The sequence below is a fragment of the Clostridium sartagoforme genome, assembly GCF_039521405.1.
In the GTDB taxonomy this organism is placed as follows: Bacteria; Bacillota; Clostridia; order Clostridiales; family Clostridiaceae; genus Clostridium; species Clostridium sartagoforme.
In genome coordinates, this window is sequence record NZ_BAAACH010000037.1 from 285,923 (window position 1) to 304,634 (window position 18,712).

Here is an 18,712-nt window from a genome sequence, read left to right on the forward strand (position 1 = left end):
CATAACTCCCTCCAAATTTCGACAATTTATTCGGTATCGTTTCCATTAATTGCCATTTATTTACAGTACAAGATTAAGATAATGATGAATTACTCTTTTACTGATCCTGAAACTAAACCTGATGCTATATACTTTTGTAAAAGCATAAATATTATTACTATTGGTGAAGCTGCCATTACTGCTGCTGATGAATACATAGTCCAGTTTGCAGAGAATTGGTCTTTAATAAACTTTTGTAATCCAGTTACTATAGTTTGAACCTCTGCATTTTTTAATATTGCTGAAGTAAACATAAATTCACTATAAGCTCCTATAAATGCAAATAGGAATATAACTATTAACATATTTCTTAGTAAAGGTAATATTATTACCGAAAATACCTTCCAAGTTGATGCTCCGTCTATATAAGCTGCTTCAACTAATTCATCTGGTATTCCATCTACTGCTCCCTTTAAAAGCCATATATTGTATGCACTACCACCAGCTAGTATTAATATTAATACTAATGGCTTATTAGTTAAATTATATGTGAAAACTATTCCCATTATTGCTGGTAACGCCATAGCTGCTGGGAACATTTGAAGAATTAATAAGCTCATAAGCCCATTTTTTCTTCCCCAAAATCTTAATTTTGAAAAAGCAAATGCCGCTGGAACTGATAAAACTAATTGTACTAATGCTACTGCTGTACATAAAATTAGTGAATTTTTTAACCATAATAAGAAATTTGTTTTTTCAAATACTCTTCTGTAATTTTCTAAAGTCCATTCTGATGGAAAGAAGGTTGTTTGTGTAAATGCACTTCCTTTTGCCATTGATGCAGAAATTACAGCCACTATAGGAAATAATGTTATTGCTATCATTATCCAAATAAAAATTCTACCAAACCAAGCCGCTCTAATTTCATCAGATCTTAATTTCTTTTTATATACTACTTTATCTTTTTTTCTTACTAAACTCTTTAAATTTACCTCTGTTTGCATATTAATCAACCTCCTCAAACTGACCTGATGCTCTCATTTGAACAAATGAAATTGATGCAATTATTATGAATATTATTATACTAAGTGCTGATGCAATCTCAAATCTTCCAAATTGCATTGAAAGTTTATAGTTTACTGATGCTAATATATCTGTGTATCCAGCAAATTGAGTATTTAATCTTGGAGGATTACCGCCTGTTATTAAGAAGGCTGATCCAAAGTTATTAAAATTAAATGCAAAGGATGATATTACTAGTGGATAAGCAGTTTTAGTTATTGCTGGTAATGTAATATGTGTGAATTGTTTCCACTTTGTTGCACCATCTACTTCTGCTGCTTCATAATAAACTTCTGGTATTGCTGACAATGAACCTAAACAAACATTCATCATATATGGAAATCCAAGCCATATATTAACCATTATTATACTTACTCTTGCTAAGTTAGGATCTGTTAACCATTTTATTGGCTCTTGTATTATATGCAATTGCATTAGTAAATTGTTTATTTGACCATAACTACCATTAAATAACCCCTGGAATGATAAAATTGCAACTGATGCTGGTAGTGCCCAAGGTAATATTAATACACCTTTATAAAATCCTCTTTCTCTTATATTAGGATTATTTAATACTAATGCTATAATTAATCCTAAAAAGAAACATCCAAGTGTTGATATTATTGCAAAAATTAATGTCCATGCAAATACAGGTAAAAATGTTTCCTTAAAAGGTCCTGTTAAAACCTCTATAAAATTTGAAAAACCTACGAAATTAATTTCACCTTTTGAATACTGAGTATAATCAGTAAAAGCATAGTATACTGTTGAAAGTACTGGAAGCAATGTGAATATAAATATTGAAATAAGTGCTGGTGCTAAGAAATAGTAAGCTTTACGACTTTTACTCTTCATTCCCATTTACAATCCTCCTTTATTTTATATAGAGATAGGCATTACACCTATCTCTATTTAGCTACATATATTATTTTATTTGTTTAATACCTTCTTTTACTTGATTAACTATATTTTCTCCAGCTGTTTTAGCATCTATTTGACCTGAAGTTAATAACTTTAAGTTATTAGCTGCTGGTTCCCACATAGCTTGAACTTCTACTATATTAGGCATTGGCATAGCAACTTTTGCTTGTTCCATAAATGCTTTAGTATATTCATCATCTACTACATAATCTTTAGATACTGGAATTCTGCTACCAGTTTTATAAACTACATCTTGTCCTTTATTAACAAACTCCTCCATAAGTTTCCATGCAAGATCTTTGTTCTTTGAATTTTCATTAACAAAAGAAGTTTGAACTCCTAAGAATGTTTGTGGAGCTTTTCCATTTAAAGTTGGCATTGGAACTACTCCAAAGTTTAATCCAGCTTCTTTAGCACCTGAAACATCCCATGGACCTGAGAAATAGAATGCAGATTTACCTGATGTAAAATCACCCTTAGCTATATCTCCAGTTATATCTGCTGCCATTAATTTATCTTTGTTAACTAAATCTGAAATAAATTGAAGTCCTGCTACTGCACCTTCATTTCCAAGACCTATATCTGATGGATCTAAAGTACCATTATTGTTTTTATAAACATATCCACCACCTGCTGATAAGAATGCATATGAGAAGAAGAAATCATTTATATTATACTCAAATCCAACTTCTTTTGCCATTGCAACTAAATCTTCCATTGTCTTTGGAACTTCTTTAACTTTGTCTTTATTATAGAACATTCCTGTTGTTTCTTGAGCAAATGGAACTGCATAAACCTTTCCCCCTATAGTTACTGCATCTACTATACCTTGAGATGTATATTTATCAGCTGAAACCATTCCTGATGGTACTTCTGCTGTTATTCCTGCTTTTTGGAACGTTCCTAAATTATCATGTGGAACTCCTAATATAAGATCTGGACCATTATCACTTTGACAAGCTTGAATCATTTCTTGGAACTTTCCTTGGTCTTCAACAACACTTACTTCAACATTATTTTCTTCGCCCCAAGCTTTAGCTACTTTTTCAAATTCTTTAACTTCGTTAGTAGTAAAGTGTGACCAAACTGTTAAAGTTTTCTTTTCTGTATTGGCAGTACCGCCTTTTTCATCTTTTCCACCACAACCAACTAAAGAAGTTGTAGCAATTATACCAGCAATTAAAACTGCTAATAGTTTTGAACGTTTTACCATAATAAATTCCTCCCAAAATCTAATTTTAGATCTTTATATTTATAAACCATATTAGGTTTATTAACTAAATTTATAATATTTTTTATTTGTGATATTGTTTACAGGTAACCTTACCGGTACCGTTTCCAACAAACTTTATAATTTATTTTTATATCCTGATTCTTTCCACAATAAAAATAAAATTTTAAACTCTACTGCTTCATTAAAATTGGATATATCATAGTTTACTATTTTTTTTATTTTATCTATTCTATAGAATAATGTATTTCTATGAATATATAACTTATCTGCTGACTCACTTATTTTTAAACCTTCACTAAAGAAAATTTCTATTGTTTTTATAAGATCCTCATCTAACTTAGAAAAAATATCATTAAATTCTTTATATACTCTAGTTATTTCTTTTTCATCTACATTCTCTATCATTTTTTCTACTAATAAAGAATTTTCAGTATATATCTTTGATTGCAAATTATATTTTAAACATATTTCTAAATTATCTTTAAGATATTCAAATTTTTCTTTAAGTTCATTATATTCATCAATTTTACAATAACTTATATAACACTTTTCTGTTATACTTTTTTTGATTGCTAAAAAAAGTTCTTTAATACTATCATCACTTATATCATTTTTACTTATAATAACAATGTATTCATCTTGAACAACTATAATACTATCGTCACCTAAATGTTTTCTCTCTATTAACTTTAAAGCTTTAGAATGCTTGTCTTTTAAATGAATAAGTATTAATTTGAACGGCTTGTCCTTTATAACCTCTTTTAGAATATCATTAGAAAATTCTTTCCCTTTTATTATGTCTAATATTATTTCTTCTTTAGATTTTACTGCATTACTTAATTCTTGCTCTAAACAATATTTTAATAAACTCATACAGTTACTATAATTTTCATAGGTTTCTAGTAACAGTTCTTCTGTTGGTATTCTTAAAATACTGCTTACAATTTTAGAATTTTTCCCTTGAAGAAAGTCAGCTATTACAGATCCATCTTTTTCGCTTATTTTGAAGGGAATTTGAATTTCTTCACTTATTTTTTGAAAAGAGTTTTTTAACCCATACATAAGCTTCCCCCATAATTTAATTTTTCTGAATATTTATGAAACAGGTAACGTTTCCAGAAAAATAAGAAATTTTGTTTTTATAGTATTTAACTTTACCTTGTAACTAGATTATACTCGTGCAATCGTTTTTATTCAATAGTATTTTAATACAATTAGCTATTTATTTTTTGTGTTATCTCACAAAAAACAACTTGAACCCCTTGTATTTAGCCATACTTATCAACTAAAAAGCTTTTTTTAATTTAAGCTTTTTAGTTGATTTATTATTTCATTTTTTTCATAGCTCTCTTCATATCATTTACGATACCTGAAATATTTCTTTTTGCATCTTCTCCCATATTTTCTACATGTTCCATTATCTCAGATATTTCATCTGCTATCTCTTCAGTTAATCTACCTGATTTAACATGTCTATATAGCTTTTTCATTTTTCTTTGAATTTTATCCTCCTCCATAAAATACACCTCCTTATAGCGTAATCTATATTTTTATTTTTTCACTTTTTTATGAATTTATACTTATATATTAGATAGTGTAGAACTAAAATTTAAATAATTCTTTATATAAACAATATTAAATTAATAAAAGCTTGCTGAAAACTTTTATTCTTCAACAAGCTTTTTTATGAATTTTTCTTTGTTACTATATTGTTTATTATTTTAATAGCTATATACCCACATATAATTCCAAATATCATTCCACCAACTATATCTGATGGATAATGTACCCATAAGTATAATCTTGAAAATGCCACAAGAAAAGCTAAAAAGTAAAATAAATACTTATATTCTTTTATATAATACCCAAGTACCATAGCTGCTGCAAATGAAGATGCAGTATGCCCAGAAGGAAAAGAATAGGATGATGGAGCTTTAATTATAAGCTCTATATCATTTATGGAATTAAACACTCTTGGTCTTTGTATTATATTCTTTATTATACCTTCTCCAATGATACTTGTTAATAATAGAGCAACTATCATTGTTATTCCTATTCTTTTATATTTTTTACTTACTAGTAATATTACTGATATTATAATCCAGATTAATCCTATATCTCCTAGCTTAGTTATTAATACCATTATACTATCCATAAGAGAGCTTGAAAAATATGTTCTAATAACTTCTAAAATTCTTAAATCTATAAAATTTATATAATCCCACATAATTCCCCCATTAAAATATATTCTTATTATTTTCCATAAATAATACTCTGTTGATTTTCTTCCAATGCACTTGAATTTTCTTTCATGACTTCACTTCTATAATTTTTAATTAATGCTATATCCTGTACTTCATCATTATAATTATATATTTTATATTGATTATTATATTCTTCTGAATTTTTACTTATTCCTTGATTATATATCCTTTTTATTGCCTCGACAACTCTATTGTTTCCTTTAAATCCATTTACATCATATTCTTCAACATAGCTCCATATTGCAATTTGTGTTGCAAAATACGCTTCTTCCTCTGAGGATAATCCTATTTCTACATAATTTTTATTAGGATAGCCTTCTGATATTATTCCAGCTAATCCATCATTGGCATAACCTATGCTTTTAAATATCTCTCCACTTGGATATAATTTTTCAATTTCTAAACAATAACCTATTTCTTCAGTTTCCAATGCTCTTATCATTTTTGCTTTAATAATAAAATTTTCATATTCTATTTCTCCAACATAATAATCTCCTGTTGATATTTTTACTTCATCTCCTAATTGCATTGCAAAGTAATTAGAGCTAAAATTTAATATTAATAAAACTAATATAAAAACAATAGCTATACTTTTTCTTTTAAATTTCATTTTATCACTCCTACTTAATTGACTTTATACTATTTTTATCAATTTAAGTTTAGATAATACTAAATGTTATAAATATTATTCATATCAAAACAAGGTAGGATATTATAGTATCCTACCTTGTTTTATTTTTACTTATTATAACTTTATTAAAAATGTTCTCCATTTTCATAGTATCTATTTTCTTCTAACTTAAAAAATATAACATCTACATTAGAATATCCTATTGAGTTAACATGATTAGTAATTATCTTTGCTGCTTTATCCTGAATTTCTTGTCCTCTATCAAACCAAGAAATCTCAACTCTTGCTTCACCATCAACAAATTTACCATCTCTTACATATAAAGATTGATCAACTGCTAAATTGAAATATTCCCTTGGACATTGAATTAATTCTTGAAGGTCGTCTACTAGATCTTTACTTATATCACATACTTTTTTAGCTTCTATTGCTTTAAATCTAATAATTGGCATTATAGGACACTCTCCATTTCTATACTTTTTAACAAAATTATATCATATTAGTAGTATTTGTAAAATCCTTATGCATAACTTTTAATTTTACTTACATATACATATATTTAAACTTCTTTACTTATTATATATATCTATTTTGTATAGTTTTATCTATAAAAAAATATAGAGGTAGTCTAAATTATTTCATTTAGCTACCTCTATTATTTATTTTATATGCATATTTATTCACTTGCTATTGTTTATTTTATATACATATTTATTTACTTACTATTGATTGCTTTATTCATTTCTATAAGCTCTATAGCTAAGTCTTTTATAGTTTCTGCACTGATCAGTTGATCTTCAGCATGCATTATTATCAAAGAAAACTCAAGCTTTTCACCATTAGCTTCCTTATGAATCAATCCAGAATGTGCATGATGCCCTTCTAATAAAAATCCTTTAGCTTCTTCTATTTTTTTGTTTGCTTCATCATAATCATTATTTCTAGCATCTCTTATTGCTTCTATTGCCAAAGATTTAGCCATACCTACGTTGCTTATAATTTCAAAAGCAACTAATTCTAGTTCATTCATAATTATTCTCCTATCTATCTTATTTATTACATAGTTTCTGTATCTGCATTTAATCCTTCTTCTTGTGATTTTGCTGCTGCCTTATTAGATGCTATAACGAAAGGAGCATAAATTAATACACTGACTGCTAAACACACAATACCTACAACAAGTCCCATAATTTCTCCACCAGTTCCTACGAAAGGTATAAGTGGTCCAGGAGTAGTCCAAGGTACACCATAAGCTATTGGTGGAATAAGTTTTACTACAATCGCGGCATATCCTATTAATAAATTAACAACTGGTACTAATAAGAATGGGATTATAAATATTGGGTTTAATACTATTGGTAAACCAAATATTACTGATTCATTAATATTGAATAATCCAGGTCCTATAGATAACTTAGCTATATCTTTTTGATCCTTCATTCTTGAGAATATAAGAATAGCTATAATTAATCCAAGAGTACAACCTGATCCACCATAGTTAGAAAATCCATCTACTAAAGCCCAAGTTGTTGGGAAAGGTGCTCCCCATGCACTTCCATTAGCTTGTGCGAAAGCTAAGTTAGCTGCATTTGGCTCTGCAAACATAGTATCTCTTACTGCTGCAATAGTATTAGGTCCATGTATACCCATTATCCATAATAAGTTTGATACTAAAGCCATAACTACTACTGATACAATACTGTCTCCAAGTTTAGTTAATGGTGCTTGTAATAAGTTGTAAATTATAGTGTGAATTCCACCACCATTAGTAACTTTACCTAATACAAAGTTAAGAACTGAGAAACCAACTGTTACTATTATTATTGGTAATAATATTTTAAATGTTCTAGAAACTGCTGGAGGAACTTGTTCTGGCATCTTGATTTCAAGTTTAGGTGTTTTAGATAACCTTGATAAAAGTTCTCCAACTATTAAACCAATTATTAATGCAACGAATAAACCTTGTGGTCCCATGTATTGCATTGTAATGTTTCCATCAACTGCTGCTGGATACATTATAAAGAATACTGATACTGCAGTTAAACCAGTTAATAGATCATCAGCACCTAAGGATCTTGCAAGATTCCTTGCTATTAAAAATACTATTAAAATTGCTAAAATGTTTAAAGATCCATTTAATACTGGTGCAAATATAGCTTGATAGTCTGCTAAATTAGGAATTAAATCTCCTAAGTGTAAAAGTTTCGCTATAAACCCATCTGGATGAAGTAAAACATTGTTTATTAATACCATTAATGAACCTGCCATTGTTAATGGGAAGGTTAAGATAAATGCGTCCCTAACTGCACAAACATGTCTCTGTGCATTTAACTTTGTTGCAATTGGAACAAGTATTCTTTCCATGCTACTTTCTAATTTTGTCATAAAGCTCATTGTTTTTCCCCCTCATATTTTTTTATTTATTAAACCTCTTGTTAAATTCCAAGAGTTTTTAATACACCTTCTAAGATAACTTTACCATTCATTGTTCCATATAACCTCATGTCTATAACTTGTACTGGTATTCTTCCATTAACTAAAGCATCTACTTGTGGTTTTTGGAATCTTACTTGTGGTCCTAATAAAACTATATCTGCTTTATCTATAACACTTGAACATTCTGAAACTGGAAGTGCATCAATATTAATTTCTATTCCTTTTTCCTTTGCTGCTGCTTTCATCTTGTTTACTAATAGGCTTGTTGACATACCTGCTGCACAAACTAATAAAATATTTTTCATAATAATTCCTCCTAAAATTTATTTTTAATTATATTTAAAGCTCTTCTCCATTAGTAGCTATCACATTTTTATACCAATAAAAACTTTTCTTTTTAATACGTTTTAAATCCTTTTCATCTTTCTCATTTCTATCTATATAAACAAATCCATACCTCTTTTGATATCCATTAAGCCAGCTTAGTAAATCTGTAAATGACCATGTACAATATCCTAATAACTCTACCCCATCAGTTATAGCTTCTTTGCAAGCTATTACATGATTTCTTATAAAATTTATTCTATAATCATCATTTATACTTCCATCTTCTTCGATTTTATCAAATTCACCAAGACCATTTTCCGTTACTAATATAGGAAGCCTGTATCTACTATTAATTCTTCTTATGCCTATTCTTAATCCTGTAGGATCTATCTCCCAATCCCAGTTAGTTCTATCTAAATTTGGATTCTTTATTGTCTTAAAGCTACCTGGAATTCCATAATCTTTAGATGTTCCTTTTTTTCCTGATGTATTTATTTCTTCAAAATTACTTATACCATCTATTGAATTTGCTTCAACAGTTTCGCTTCTATAGTAATTTATACCTATAAAGTCAGGTTTTCCCCTTTCTAAAAGTTCTAAGTCTCCATCTTCAATTTCCGGAGCTATTCCTTCCTTTTCATATCTACTTAGTGCAAATGCTGGATAGTTTCCAAAACAATATACATCTAACCACCAATGACAATTCATATCTTCCGCATTTTCCCTTGCTAAAACATCTTCTGGCTTGCATGTATAAGCATAATTAGGTGTGAAAGCAAAACTTGGACCAATCATACCATTTGATACATATTGTCTAAATGACTCTATTGCTTTTGCGTTTGCTAAGCTTGCTATATGATTTGCCTTAAGCATTCTTCTATCATCTTGTACCTTTGGTGGATGTATTCCTATCTTATAGCCTAAAAGTATAAATACATTTTGTTCATTTAATGTAACCCAATATTTAACTCTATCTCCGTATCTTTTATAAAGAGTTATACAATAATTATTAAAATCATCTATTATTTCTCTAGATTCCCAGCCTCCATATAAATCCTGAAGATACTGTGGTAAATCCCAATGATATATCGTTATTATAGGCTTTATATTATTAGCAATAAGTTCATCTATAAGGTTATCATAAAATTCTAATCCTTTTTCATTTATGTCTCCTCTTCCATTTGGATAGATTCTACTCCACGCTATTGAAAATCTATACGCTTTCAATCCTAACTCTTTCATTAAAGCTATATCTTCTTTATATCTTCTATAATGGTCTACTGCTACTTTACCATTTGTTCCTTCATAGGTTGTTCCAGGTAATTCACTGAATGTATCCCATATACTTAAGCCTTTTCCATCAATATTATAAGCTCCTTCAACTTGATATGCTGCAGATGCACTTCCCCATAAAAAATCACTTTTGAATTTATCAAGTTTCTTGTGAATCAATATTACCTCCTCCCTTCCTACTTCTTGATTATATTATATCTTACAAAAATATATTTGTAATCAGTTTCACCCCTTAAAAAAACACACTTTTATCTTATATAAATTGTTCCATTTATATAACAATTTGTTTTACATTTTATGGAGCTTTAAGTTCATATCTATAAATATTTTTTCTAATTTTATTTTTCAAAATTTAATATAATATTTAAATATTGTATATTTAAAGGGCATTATGTGTTAATTACTTTAATTCTGGTTAAATAAATTGTAGTAAATTGTATAAATATAGAAATTATAAGGGATAGATGCTATTCATCTATCCCTTATAATTTCTATATAATTTTCTACCTATTGTTTCAATAATGTATAACGCTGGTATTTGTGTTGTAATATCGTTTTCTTCTGTTTTTTCTTGTTGCACATAATAACCAATATTTATATCTGATATTCTTGCTAAAGTTGAATCTTCATTATTGGTAATGCTTATTATTTTACTACCCTTTCTTTTTAACCTATTTATATGGTCTATTACAGTTGGAGTTTCTCCAGACACAGAAAATGCAATAGTAACATAATTTTCTGTACATTTAATATTTATAGGATAAAACGGATCATCTATATATATAGCATTTTTACCTATTGCAGAAATATATCTTGCTGCATACTTTGAAAGAATACCTGAAAATCCTATTCCAACAAATATTATTGTATTGGCATTATTTAACTCATCACAAACCATATCTATTTTTTCTCTATAATCCATACTTTGTGCCTTTTTTAAAAAATCAATTATCATTGAGGTATTATCTGTTAATGATTTTCCTCCACCTTTTTCAATATACATTTTGAACTTTAATTTAAATTCTGAAAATCCTTCGCAATCTAATTTCTTACAAAATCTTAGTATAGTGGTAGTTGACACATGAGCTTCATTTGCTAATTCCCTTATTCTCATATAAATTACTTTTTCACTATTTTTCATTATATAATTATAAAGGGATAGTTCTAATTCATTTAAACTTTGTATTTTATTATAACTAAACATTACTCATCTCCTTTGCTAATTTAAGATAATGTATATAGTTATATATAATCTTAAATATTTAAATTAATAATAATTTTTTATATTAAATTTAAATAATCTTTATATAATTATACCACTTTAGCTAGATAATTATTATAAAAGGCTGAAATCTATTTTTATGAAGATCCCAGCCCTAAATTAAATGTCTTTAATTAAATTTATATATCTTCGCCTCTTGTTTCTATTATATGCTTATACCAATAGAAAGAGGCTTTTTTCTTTCTAGCTAAACCATTTTTATGATCTACATATATAAAACCATATTGCTTTTTATATCCATTTAACCAACTTAATAAGTCAATAACTGACCATGCATAATATCCTTTTAAGTTTATTCCTTCTTCAATTGCATTTTTAACAGCTTTTAAATGAGTTTCAATAAACTTAATTCTAGGTATGTCAACAATTTCATCTTCTATTATAGGATCTTCATCACCTAATCCATTTTCTGTTATATATATTTTTATATCTCCATATCTACCCTTTAGCATTCTTAATCCCTCTAAAAATGCTTCAGGTGATATCTCCCATCCCCATTTTGTGTACTTTTTATCATTCATTTTAACAGTTCTATAAAAACCATCAAATGAAGGATTACCTGGTGCTCCTGTTGAGTTTTCTCTATTTCTCTCAACTTCTTCATCCATATTGTTTTTCATTACCCTTTGAGGTTGATAATAATTAAGTCCTATAAAATCATTTTTATCTGAAGCTCTCTTTATTATTTGAAGTTCTTCATCTGTCCAATCAATTTTAATTCCTTTTTGCTCAATGATATCTACAACATATTTAGGATATTCACCTTTTAATATTGGATCATAATACCAATTTGTATCAATTTCATTTGCATGCTTAGCTGCAATTATATTTTCTTCTTTATTATCTATACTAAATGCAGGAGAAAATACATGTGTAATACCTATTTCACCATATTGTTTTAATGATTTATATAGTTCAATTGATTTAGCATGAGCTAAAAATACATTATGAGTGGCTTGGAAATATTTATTTAAATCACCTACTATTGCTGGCGGATGTGCTCCTGCTAAATATCCTAGTCCACAAAATACTACTGTTTCATTGAATGTAATCCAATGTTTAACTCTATCTCCAAAGGCTTTATAACAAACTTCTGAATAATTTAAGAATGCGTCTATTGTTTCTTTATTTATCCATCCACCTTTTTCTTCTAAAACTTGAGGCATATCCCAATGATATAATGTTACAAATGGAACTATTCCATAACTTAAACATTCATTTATTATATTGTTATAGAATTCTATTCCTTTTTGATTTACTTCTCCTACACCATTTGGTATTATTCTAGGCCATGAAATTGAAAATCTATATGATTCTAATCCCATCTCCGCCATTAATTTTATATCTTCTTTATATCTATGATAATGATCTATCGCAATATCACCATTAGTTCCTTCAAAAGTTTTCCCTGGTATCTTAGAAAATACATCCCAATTAGAAATTCCTTTTCCATCCTCATTCCAGGCACCTTCTACTTGATATGATGCAGATGCTGCTCCAAATAAAAAATCCTTTGCAAACTTCATTTATATTTCCTCCAATTCATAAAAATAAGCTTAATTTATTTCAATTTGTTACTTTACATAAAGTGTATAATAAAGTGCTGTTCCATACTTTGATTTTGTTTTAAATTGTGTTTTTAAATATGATTCTAATTCTTTTGCTGTTAAACTTGTTTCAGCTGAATAAATTATTTTTATTCTATTTTTATCATCACTTACTGTAAGCTTAACTTTATCATCCTCATAATTATCAAAAAATTCTCTTATAAATTTCATTTGAACTCCATTTATTTCTACATTATACATAACTTATCCCCCTACGATTTTTTAATTCTTTAATATAATTTTACAATACTTTTTAATTTAAAGCCTATTTTTATGAATTAATAAAACAAATATCACATTTTATAATTTGTTTTATTTTTGTAACAAATCGTTATCATAATTATATCAATAATCTTTAGGAAAATATATTATTTATTATTAAAAAGTATATATTAAATCTATTTTAATTACACTGCTATTAAAGGAGAGATAGTAAACTGCCTATCTCTCCTTTATATATTATTTATTTTAAGGATATCATTACTTTTTATTTTAATATAACAGTAATTATGTGTTCTTTATCTACTTCTAGTGAATTTATATATTTTTTATCTATGGTATTTAAATTATCAAATTCATATGTTTCATTATTGATGAATATTTCTTGAATTTTATACTCTCCAAAATCTTTATGCAATTCATTTATATATTCAACTTTAAATTTTCTGTCGCTAAATACTAAACTTATACTTGCTTTGTTGTCTTCATCAAATTGACTTAGTAATAGTTTAGGATCAAGTTTCATATCTCCATAACTTCCCTTTACTCCAAACATTTCCGTTAATACAGTCAAAATAAGCCAACTTGCTGATCCTGTTAAATAATGATACATTCCTCGTCCCTTAGAGCTTATATATTCGGGTATTCCAGGATATATCTTACTAACTTCAAAATTAATACAGTGTTTATATAGTGCATCTATAACTTTAAATCCTTCTTTTACAAAACCTCTTTGATAAAGTGCATTGGCATACATAATAGTCATATGACTAAAAACTGCTCCATTTTCTTTACTTCCATAAGCAAACCCAAACATTCTGCCTAAATCCGTTTTTAATTCCTTAAAATTAGTATTTAGTCTATATCCTCCAACTTCCTTGTCATATAAGTAACTATCAGCTGCCTTAACTATCTCTTTTACTTGTTTTTCCGTTGCTATATTACTCATTATTGTGAATACTTGTCCTGTAAGCATCATTCTTGTGCCTGATTCAAAGTCACCTTCAACTTTTTTTCCACTATTGTCATAATAACCATTATACCAACTGTAACCTTCTGAATTTGTAATCCATTCTTTAGAGTTAATGTGATTCTTTATCCAATTTGCTTTTTCTTCAAGGTCTTTAACTAATAAATCTATATCAATTTCAGAAGTTCTTCCTTTTATATCATGATTACAACTTTTACAATAAGTATTTAAAATATTTATCTTTTCTTGTGGATAATCATATATATTATTTTTGAATAACAAAACTTCTATCTCTTCTGCCATCTCTACGTGTTTAATTTTATTTTCGTTTTTAATTTTCTTTAAAAGTTCACATATATTAACTAGATTTCCTGAATATAATGCTGTAAATGCTACACTTTCTCCTTTTTCCTTAGCCATGTCTAAAGCATCATTCCAATCAGCACCTCTTAACCTCATATTATTATTTTCTCCTACATCATAAAATGCAGTCAAATGTTGTACTAATATGTGTTCTAAAATAGTACCTAAATATATATTATTTTCTTTTGTTAATAATTTATTTCCTTGCTCTATACTCCATAGATTATCCTTGTCAGTACCTCGTACAGTTTGTAAATCTTTGAAATAACTTTGTTTTTCTAATAGAAAATTTATATCTCCACTTTGATTGATATATAAATTAGTAGTTAAGAATGGCCATGCACCATGATCCATCCATACCCTAGTTATATTATTTCTATCTGCTATAAATTCTCCTAAATTTGCTCCTATAATAGTTGCATTGGAGCCATCAAATCTTACTCCTGCAAAATTATTTAATAGCATTTCTCTTACTTCTTTAGGATCCATTGCTAACAAAGCTAAACAATCTTGCCATAGATCTCTCCATCCTCTTCCCCCTTTTCCATAATCATGATGAGGTAAGAATGAACATCCATATATTCTTCTAAGAATAGGTTGAAAATTAACCCAATGCATCCAATTATTAAATGTGCTATCTCCAGTATTATATTTAAGATTAATTTTATTTTCCCAATATAACTTAGTATCTTTTAATAACTCTTCGAAATCGGTTTCCTTTAATAATGTACTAGTAAGCTTTTCGAAATCATCTACTGATTCCCCATATCCAAAAGCAATTATATAAGATTTTGATTCATTTGGTTTCATTTTTTCATTCTTAAATCTTAATGCTCCTATACTTTCATATCCCTCAAACTTTTCTCCCGACTTAATATTAAATTCTTTATTTAACATTATACTTTCTGGATTTTCAAAGGAACCGCCTTCCCCTATAAATTCTTCTACTATAGGTGAAAAGCTTATTGGCATACTTTTATCTTCATCTACTGCTATAACTCCATAAACTATTTCATTTATTTTGTGACCTCTCTCATCAAATGTAAGTGTTGGTTTAACTATTACCCCTGAATTAATAGTTTCTATTCTATGCAATAATGAAGTAACATGTCTATGATCTCTTATATTATCTGCTGAACGACAATATAGCGGTATAGCTGCTGTTGGAGTTATATTTATATCTTCTTCTGATATATTAGTTATTGTTACTTTCATTAATTCAACTTTATATCCATTTGGTACAAAATTGATTATCTCACTTTTTAATCCCATCTCTTTAGAGGTTCTGATTACCTTATGACACATTATGCTACATTCAATTTCAGTTTCTTCCTTTTCTTTAGAAAAAACTTTTGATTGCTGCTGTGATGATACCCCTGTTACAGACCAAGCAGTTTTTCCTTCAACATATATCCAGAAATTTCTTGATGACTTATTGTTATGAAGATCTTCACTACTAACTGGTGCTAATAAAAATGTATTTTGATTCATCTTGCAATCACCATTTAAAGTAGGTGTCAAACTAGACATAACTCCAATTTCATTAGCTATTGGAAAGTATAAATAGCTATTCTTTTCTGGATCCTTAAGTGTAAATTTCCCTGTATAATTTTGAAAATTAATTCTTTGCAATATTAATCCCCCCTTATTTTTAATTTATCTACTTTATTATTTATTTGAGCATATTAATCAATTTTAGTACAAGATTCCCTTACAATTAATTCTACAGGTATTACCTTATTAATTTTTAGCTTTTCTTTCTTATTTATTTGTTCTACTAAAATATCTACTGCTGCTCTCCCTATTTCATCACAGTTTTGCCTTATAGTTGTTAATTTGGGAGTGACATATTGTGATATCTCTATATCGTCAAATCCCAAGATTGAGATATCCCCTGGTACATTAAGTCCAGCCTCCCTTATAGCTTCTATAGCACCAAGGGCCATCTTATCTCCTGCTGTAAAAACAGCTGTAGGTCTATTTTTTAATTTTAATAACTTTTGCATAGCTTTATATCCACCAGTAAAATCAAAGTTTGTACCATCTACTAAATATCCTCTTGGTATTTTTAGCCCTAATTCTTTCATGCTTTCTATATAAGATTCTTTTCTTACGGTACTTGGCCAATTATCACCGTTTGATGTACCGTATATATGAGCAATCTTTCTATGCCCTAAATTATATAAATATTCAATTCCTTGTCTGCATCCTGATTTATTGTCTGATGTAACTGTTGATGCATATTCCGCAAACATATCTATTATTACAATTGGAAAATTACTATTTACAAGAGATAATGTCTCCTTATCATGAGGATCTGTACAAATAATCGCTACCCCATCAACACATTTATACTTAAAATATTCTAAAAAAGTATCATTTTTCAGTCTATCATTTTTAGAACCAAACAATAATGAATATCCATGTATATCTGATTGTTTTTTGAATGCCTCTATTACTTTAGAAAAGAAAGGATGACTTAATCCTACACCAAGGTCTTCATAATAAACAATTCCTAATGTCCAAGTTCTCTTTGTGGTTAGCCCTTGTGCCTGAGAGTTTGGAAGAAAGTTTTCTTCTTCTAATATCTTTTTAATTTTTTTTCTAGTTTTATCACTCACATCTGGATAATTATTTATTACTTTTGATACAGTTGTAGGAGAAACTCCTGCAATTTTTGCGATTTCGTATATTGTAATCACCGTTTCATCTCATCCCTTCTATTTTAAGTTCATCATTACATTAGTTCTTTATGATTAGTCTTTAATAGTTATTTACATAAAGTATATATTGAATTTGCTTTTAATTTCAAATCAATAATTTCATTATCTATTTTTAAAGTAACATTTCTATCTTCTTCATTTTCATTCATTAAAATTATACATATATCTTCTTTGTCATCTATACAAGAAAGTGCATAGATTTTTTTATCATTAGTAACTTTAGTTAATAATCTTAATGAATTTTTCTTAATGAATTTACTAAAATGTGCTATATAGTAAAAAGAGCTGTTATATATTACTTCTCTTTTTTGTGTGTCTACTATTATTGGAGCATCGCATAAGTTTCCAACATGATTTGGTCCGCCAGTTTCATCTAAAACTATATTCCAATCTATCCATGCCTCTACATAATTATTTAAGTCACCAATTATATTTCTACCATATCTTTCTCCTGGCTCCCAAGAACCAATATGAACTCCACCTTCTTGACATCCTTCAGTAAATATTATGTGCTTATCTGGAAATTCTTCATGAACCTTTGATGTATTTTCAAACTCCTCTGAAACATACCAATGTATGCCTGTACCCCATACATATTTATTTGCTTCTTTATCCTCTAGCACTGTCTTAGCCCTATTATAAACTAAATCTCTATTATGATCCCATATTATTATTTTTTTATCGAGTAATTTATTTCTTTCAAAAGTAGGCCCTAAATAATATTTTACAAAATCTCTCTCTTCTTCAGCTGAATACAAACATGAATCCCAAATCTGCTTTGCTGCTGGCTCATTTTGTACAGTAACCCCCCAGATATTAAATCCCTTTTCTTGCATTTCTTCTATATACTTAACATAATACTCAGCCCATAATTGTTTATATTCATTCTTCAATTTTCCACCATTATTCATTTCATTATTGGTTTTCATGTAACTTGGTGGACTCCATGGACTTGCTAGTATATTTAATTCACTCTTTTTCTCATTAATAACCTCTTTAAGTAATGGTAGTACATATTTTTCATATCTATCTAAAGAAAAACTACTTAATGATTTATCATTTTCTTCAACAAAACTATAATTCTCTAGTGAGAAATCACAGCTATTAATATGAATCCTTGCAAAATTATATCCTATTCCATATTCTTCATTAAAATATAAATCTAGAATTTTTTTCTTTTCTTCTTCATCTATCTTAGAAAGTACATATGCGCTTGATTCAGTTATTGCTCCTCCAAATCCTAATATTTTTTGGAATCTTTTTTTAGTATCTACTGTAATTGTACAATTTAAGTCTTTATTATCATCTATACTAATATCATCTAAGCAATATTCATTTAATCTATCTTTAGTATGCTTACAAGTAACAAATACCTTATAATCATTCATAACTATTACCTCT

Annotated in this window: 18 protein-coding genes; all 18 read right to left on the minus strand. The window is 28.0% G+C overall.

Features of this window, described 5'->3' with window-relative positions; all coding sequences use genetic code 11:
• Nucleotides 1–89: 89 nt before the first annotated feature.
• Complete coding sequence (locus tag ABDZ60_RS15280) at nt 90–983, minus strand: sugar ABC transporter permease (RefSeq protein WP_016206270.1); 894 nt, start codon at nt 981–983, stop codon at nt 90–92.
• A 1-nt stretch (nt 984) separates the two neighbouring features.
• The gene (locus tag ABDZ60_RS15285; RefSeq protein ID WP_016206271.1) at nt 985–1,902 is read right to left on the minus strand and encodes a carbohydrate ABC transporter permease; all 918 of its coding nucleotides are present in this window, start codon (nt 1,900–1,902) and stop codon (nt 985–987) included.
• Between the two features lie 64 nt (nt 1,903–1,966).
• Entirely contained in the window at nt 1,967–3,175 is a 1,209-nt protein-coding gene (locus tag ABDZ60_RS15290; RefSeq protein WP_343779206.1) for a sugar ABC transporter substrate-binding protein, read from the minus strand.
• Nucleotides 3,176–3,310: 135 nt separating this feature from the next.
• Complete coding sequence (locus tag ABDZ60_RS15295) at nt 3,311–4,258, minus strand: PucR family transcriptional regulator (RefSeq protein ID WP_343779209.1); 948 nt, start codon at nt 4,256–4,258, stop codon at nt 3,311–3,313.
• Between the two features lie 263 nt (nt 4,259–4,521).
• Nucleotides 4,522–4,713, minus strand: coding sequence for a hypothetical protein (locus tag ABDZ60_RS15300; RefSeq protein WP_343779210.1), 192 nt, complete (start codon nt 4,711–4,713; stop codon nt 4,522–4,524).
• A 167-nt stretch (nt 4,714–4,880) separates the two neighbouring features.
• On the minus strand, nt 4,881–5,423 hold the full coding sequence (locus ABDZ60_RS15305; protein ID WP_343779212.1) for a phosphatase PAP2 family protein: 543 nt from the start codon (nt 5,421–5,423) through the stop codon (nt 4,881–4,883).
• Between the two features lie 26 nt (nt 5,424–5,449).
• A complete protein-coding gene (locus ABDZ60_RS15310; RefSeq protein ID WP_343779214.1) occupies nt 5,450–6,070 on the minus strand; it encodes a thioester domain-containing protein in 621 nt (206 codons plus the stop codon).
• A gap of 146 nt (nt 6,071–6,216) precedes the next feature.
• Complete coding sequence (locus ABDZ60_RS15315) at nt 6,217–6,543, minus strand: DUF1904 family protein (RefSeq protein ID WP_343779216.1); 327 nt, start codon at nt 6,541–6,543, stop codon at nt 6,217–6,219.
• A 263-nt stretch (nt 6,544–6,806) separates the two neighbouring features.
• Nucleotides 6,807–7,121, minus strand: coding sequence for a PTS sugar transporter subunit IIA (locus tag ABDZ60_RS15320; protein WP_016206278.1), 315 nt, complete (start codon nt 7,119–7,121; stop codon nt 6,807–6,809).
• Nucleotides 7,122–7,147: 26 nt separating this feature from the next.
• On the minus strand, nt 7,148–8,485 hold the full coding sequence (locus tag ABDZ60_RS15325) for a PTS sugar transporter subunit IIC (protein ID WP_343779218.1): 1,338 nt from the start codon (nt 8,483–8,485) through the stop codon (nt 7,148–7,150).
• Nucleotides 8,486–8,526: 41 nt separating this feature from the next.
• The gene (locus ABDZ60_RS15330) at nt 8,527–8,832 is read right to left on the minus strand and encodes a PTS sugar transporter subunit IIB (protein WP_016206280.1); all 306 of its coding nucleotides are present in this window, start codon (nt 8,830–8,832) and stop codon (nt 8,527–8,529) included.
• A 34-nt stretch (nt 8,833–8,866) separates the two neighbouring features.
• The gene (locus ABDZ60_RS15335) at nt 8,867–10,306 is read right to left on the minus strand and encodes a glycoside hydrolase family 1 protein (RefSeq protein ID WP_016206281.1); all 1,440 of its coding nucleotides are present in this window, start codon (nt 10,304–10,306) and stop codon (nt 8,867–8,869) included.
• 316 nt (nt 10,307–10,622) lie between these two features.
• The gene (locus ABDZ60_RS15340; protein WP_343779222.1) at nt 10,623–11,351 is read right to left on the minus strand and encodes a MurR/RpiR family transcriptional regulator; all 729 of its coding nucleotides are present in this window, start codon (nt 11,349–11,351) and stop codon (nt 10,623–10,625) included.
• 197 nt (nt 11,352–11,548) lie between these two features.
• Nucleotides 11,549–12,955 carry a GH1 family beta-glucosidase gene (locus ABDZ60_RS15345; RefSeq protein WP_047001858.1) on the minus strand — a complete coding sequence of 469 codons (1,407 nt, stop codon included), beginning with the start codon at nt 12,953–12,955 and terminating at the stop codon, nt 11,549–11,551.
• A 48-nt stretch (nt 12,956–13,003) separates the two neighbouring features.
• A complete protein-coding gene (locus tag ABDZ60_RS15350) occupies nt 13,004–13,237 on the minus strand; it encodes a hypothetical protein (protein WP_016206283.1) in 234 nt (77 codons plus the stop codon).
• A gap of 286 nt (nt 13,238–13,523) precedes the next feature.
• Nucleotides 13,524–16,220, minus strand: a complete 2,697-nt coding sequence (locus ABDZ60_RS15355) for a GH36-type glycosyl hydrolase domain-containing protein (protein ID WP_343779225.1) — start codon at nt 16,218–16,220, stop codon at nt 13,524–13,526.
• Between the two features lie 53 nt (nt 16,221–16,273).
• Nucleotides 16,274–17,290: a LacI family DNA-binding transcriptional regulator gene (locus tag ABDZ60_RS15360; protein WP_016206285.1), complete on the minus strand. Its 1,017-nt coding sequence runs from the start codon at nt 17,288–17,290 to the stop codon at nt 16,274–16,276.
• 68 nt (nt 17,291–17,358) lie between these two features.
• Nucleotides 17,359–18,699, minus strand: coding sequence for a glycoside hydrolase family 30 protein (locus ABDZ60_RS15365; protein ID WP_343779227.1), 1,341 nt, complete (start codon nt 18,697–18,699; stop codon nt 17,359–17,361).
• Between the last annotated feature and the right edge of the window lie 13 nt (nt 18,700–18,712).

Bases quoted from the DNA above. Each gene is read 5' to 3' on its own strand.
- ABDZ60_RS15340 (WP_343779222.1), bottom strand. From the start codon at position 11,351: ATGTTTAGTTATAATAAAATACAAAGTTTAAATGAATTAGAACTATCC.
- ABDZ60_RS15325 (WP_343779218.1), bottom strand. From the start codon at position 8,485: ATGAGCTTTATGACAAAATTAGAAAGTAGCATGGAAAGAATACTTGTT.
- ABDZ60_RS15320 (WP_016206278.1), bottom strand. From the start codon at position 7,121: ATGAATGAACTAGAATTAGTTGCTTTTGAAATTATAAGCAACGTAGGT.
- ABDZ60_RS15330 (WP_016206280.1), bottom strand. From the start codon at position 8,832: ATGAAAAATATTTTATTAGTTTGTGCAGCAGGTATGTCAACAAGCCTA.
- ABDZ60_RS15350 (WP_016206283.1), bottom strand. From the start codon at position 13,237: ATGTATAATGTAGAAATAAATGGAGTTCAAATGAAATTTATAAGAGAA.
- ABDZ60_RS15315 (WP_343779216.1), bottom strand. From the start codon at position 6,543: ATGCCAATTATTAGATTTAAAGCAATAGAAGCTAAAAAAGTATGTGAT.
- ABDZ60_RS15305 (WP_343779212.1), bottom strand. From the start codon at position 5,423: ATGTGGGATTATATAAATTTTATAGATTTAAGAATTTTAGAAGTTATT.
- ABDZ60_RS15285 (WP_016206271.1), bottom strand. From the start codon at position 1,902: ATGGGAATGAAGAGTAAAAGTCGTAAAGCTTACTATTTCTTAGCACCA.
- ABDZ60_RS15290 (WP_343779206.1), bottom strand. From the start codon at position 3,175: ATGGTAAAACGTTCAAAACTATTAGCAGTTTTAATTGCTGGTATAATT.
- ABDZ60_RS15295 (WP_343779209.1), bottom strand. From the start codon at position 4,258: ATGTATGGGTTAAAAAACTCTTTTCAAAAAATAAGTGAAGAAATTCAA.
- ABDZ60_RS15345 (WP_047001858.1), bottom strand. From the start codon at position 12,955: ATGAAGTTTGCAAAGGATTTTTTATTTGGAGCAGCATCTGCATCATAT.
- ABDZ60_RS15280 (WP_016206270.1), bottom strand. From the start codon at position 983: ATGCAAACAGAGGTAAATTTAAAGAGTTTAGTAAGAAAAAAAGATAAA.
- ABDZ60_RS15365 (WP_343779227.1), bottom strand. From the start codon at position 18,699: ATGAATGATTATAAGGTATTTGTTACTTGTAAGCATACTAAAGATAGA.
- ABDZ60_RS15310 (WP_343779214.1), bottom strand. From the start codon at position 6,070: ATGAAATTTAAAAGAAAAAGTATAGCTATTGTTTTTATATTAGTTTTA.
- ABDZ60_RS15300 (WP_343779210.1), bottom strand. From the start codon at position 4,713: ATGGAGGAGGATAAAATTCAAAGAAAAATGAAAAAGCTATATAGACAT.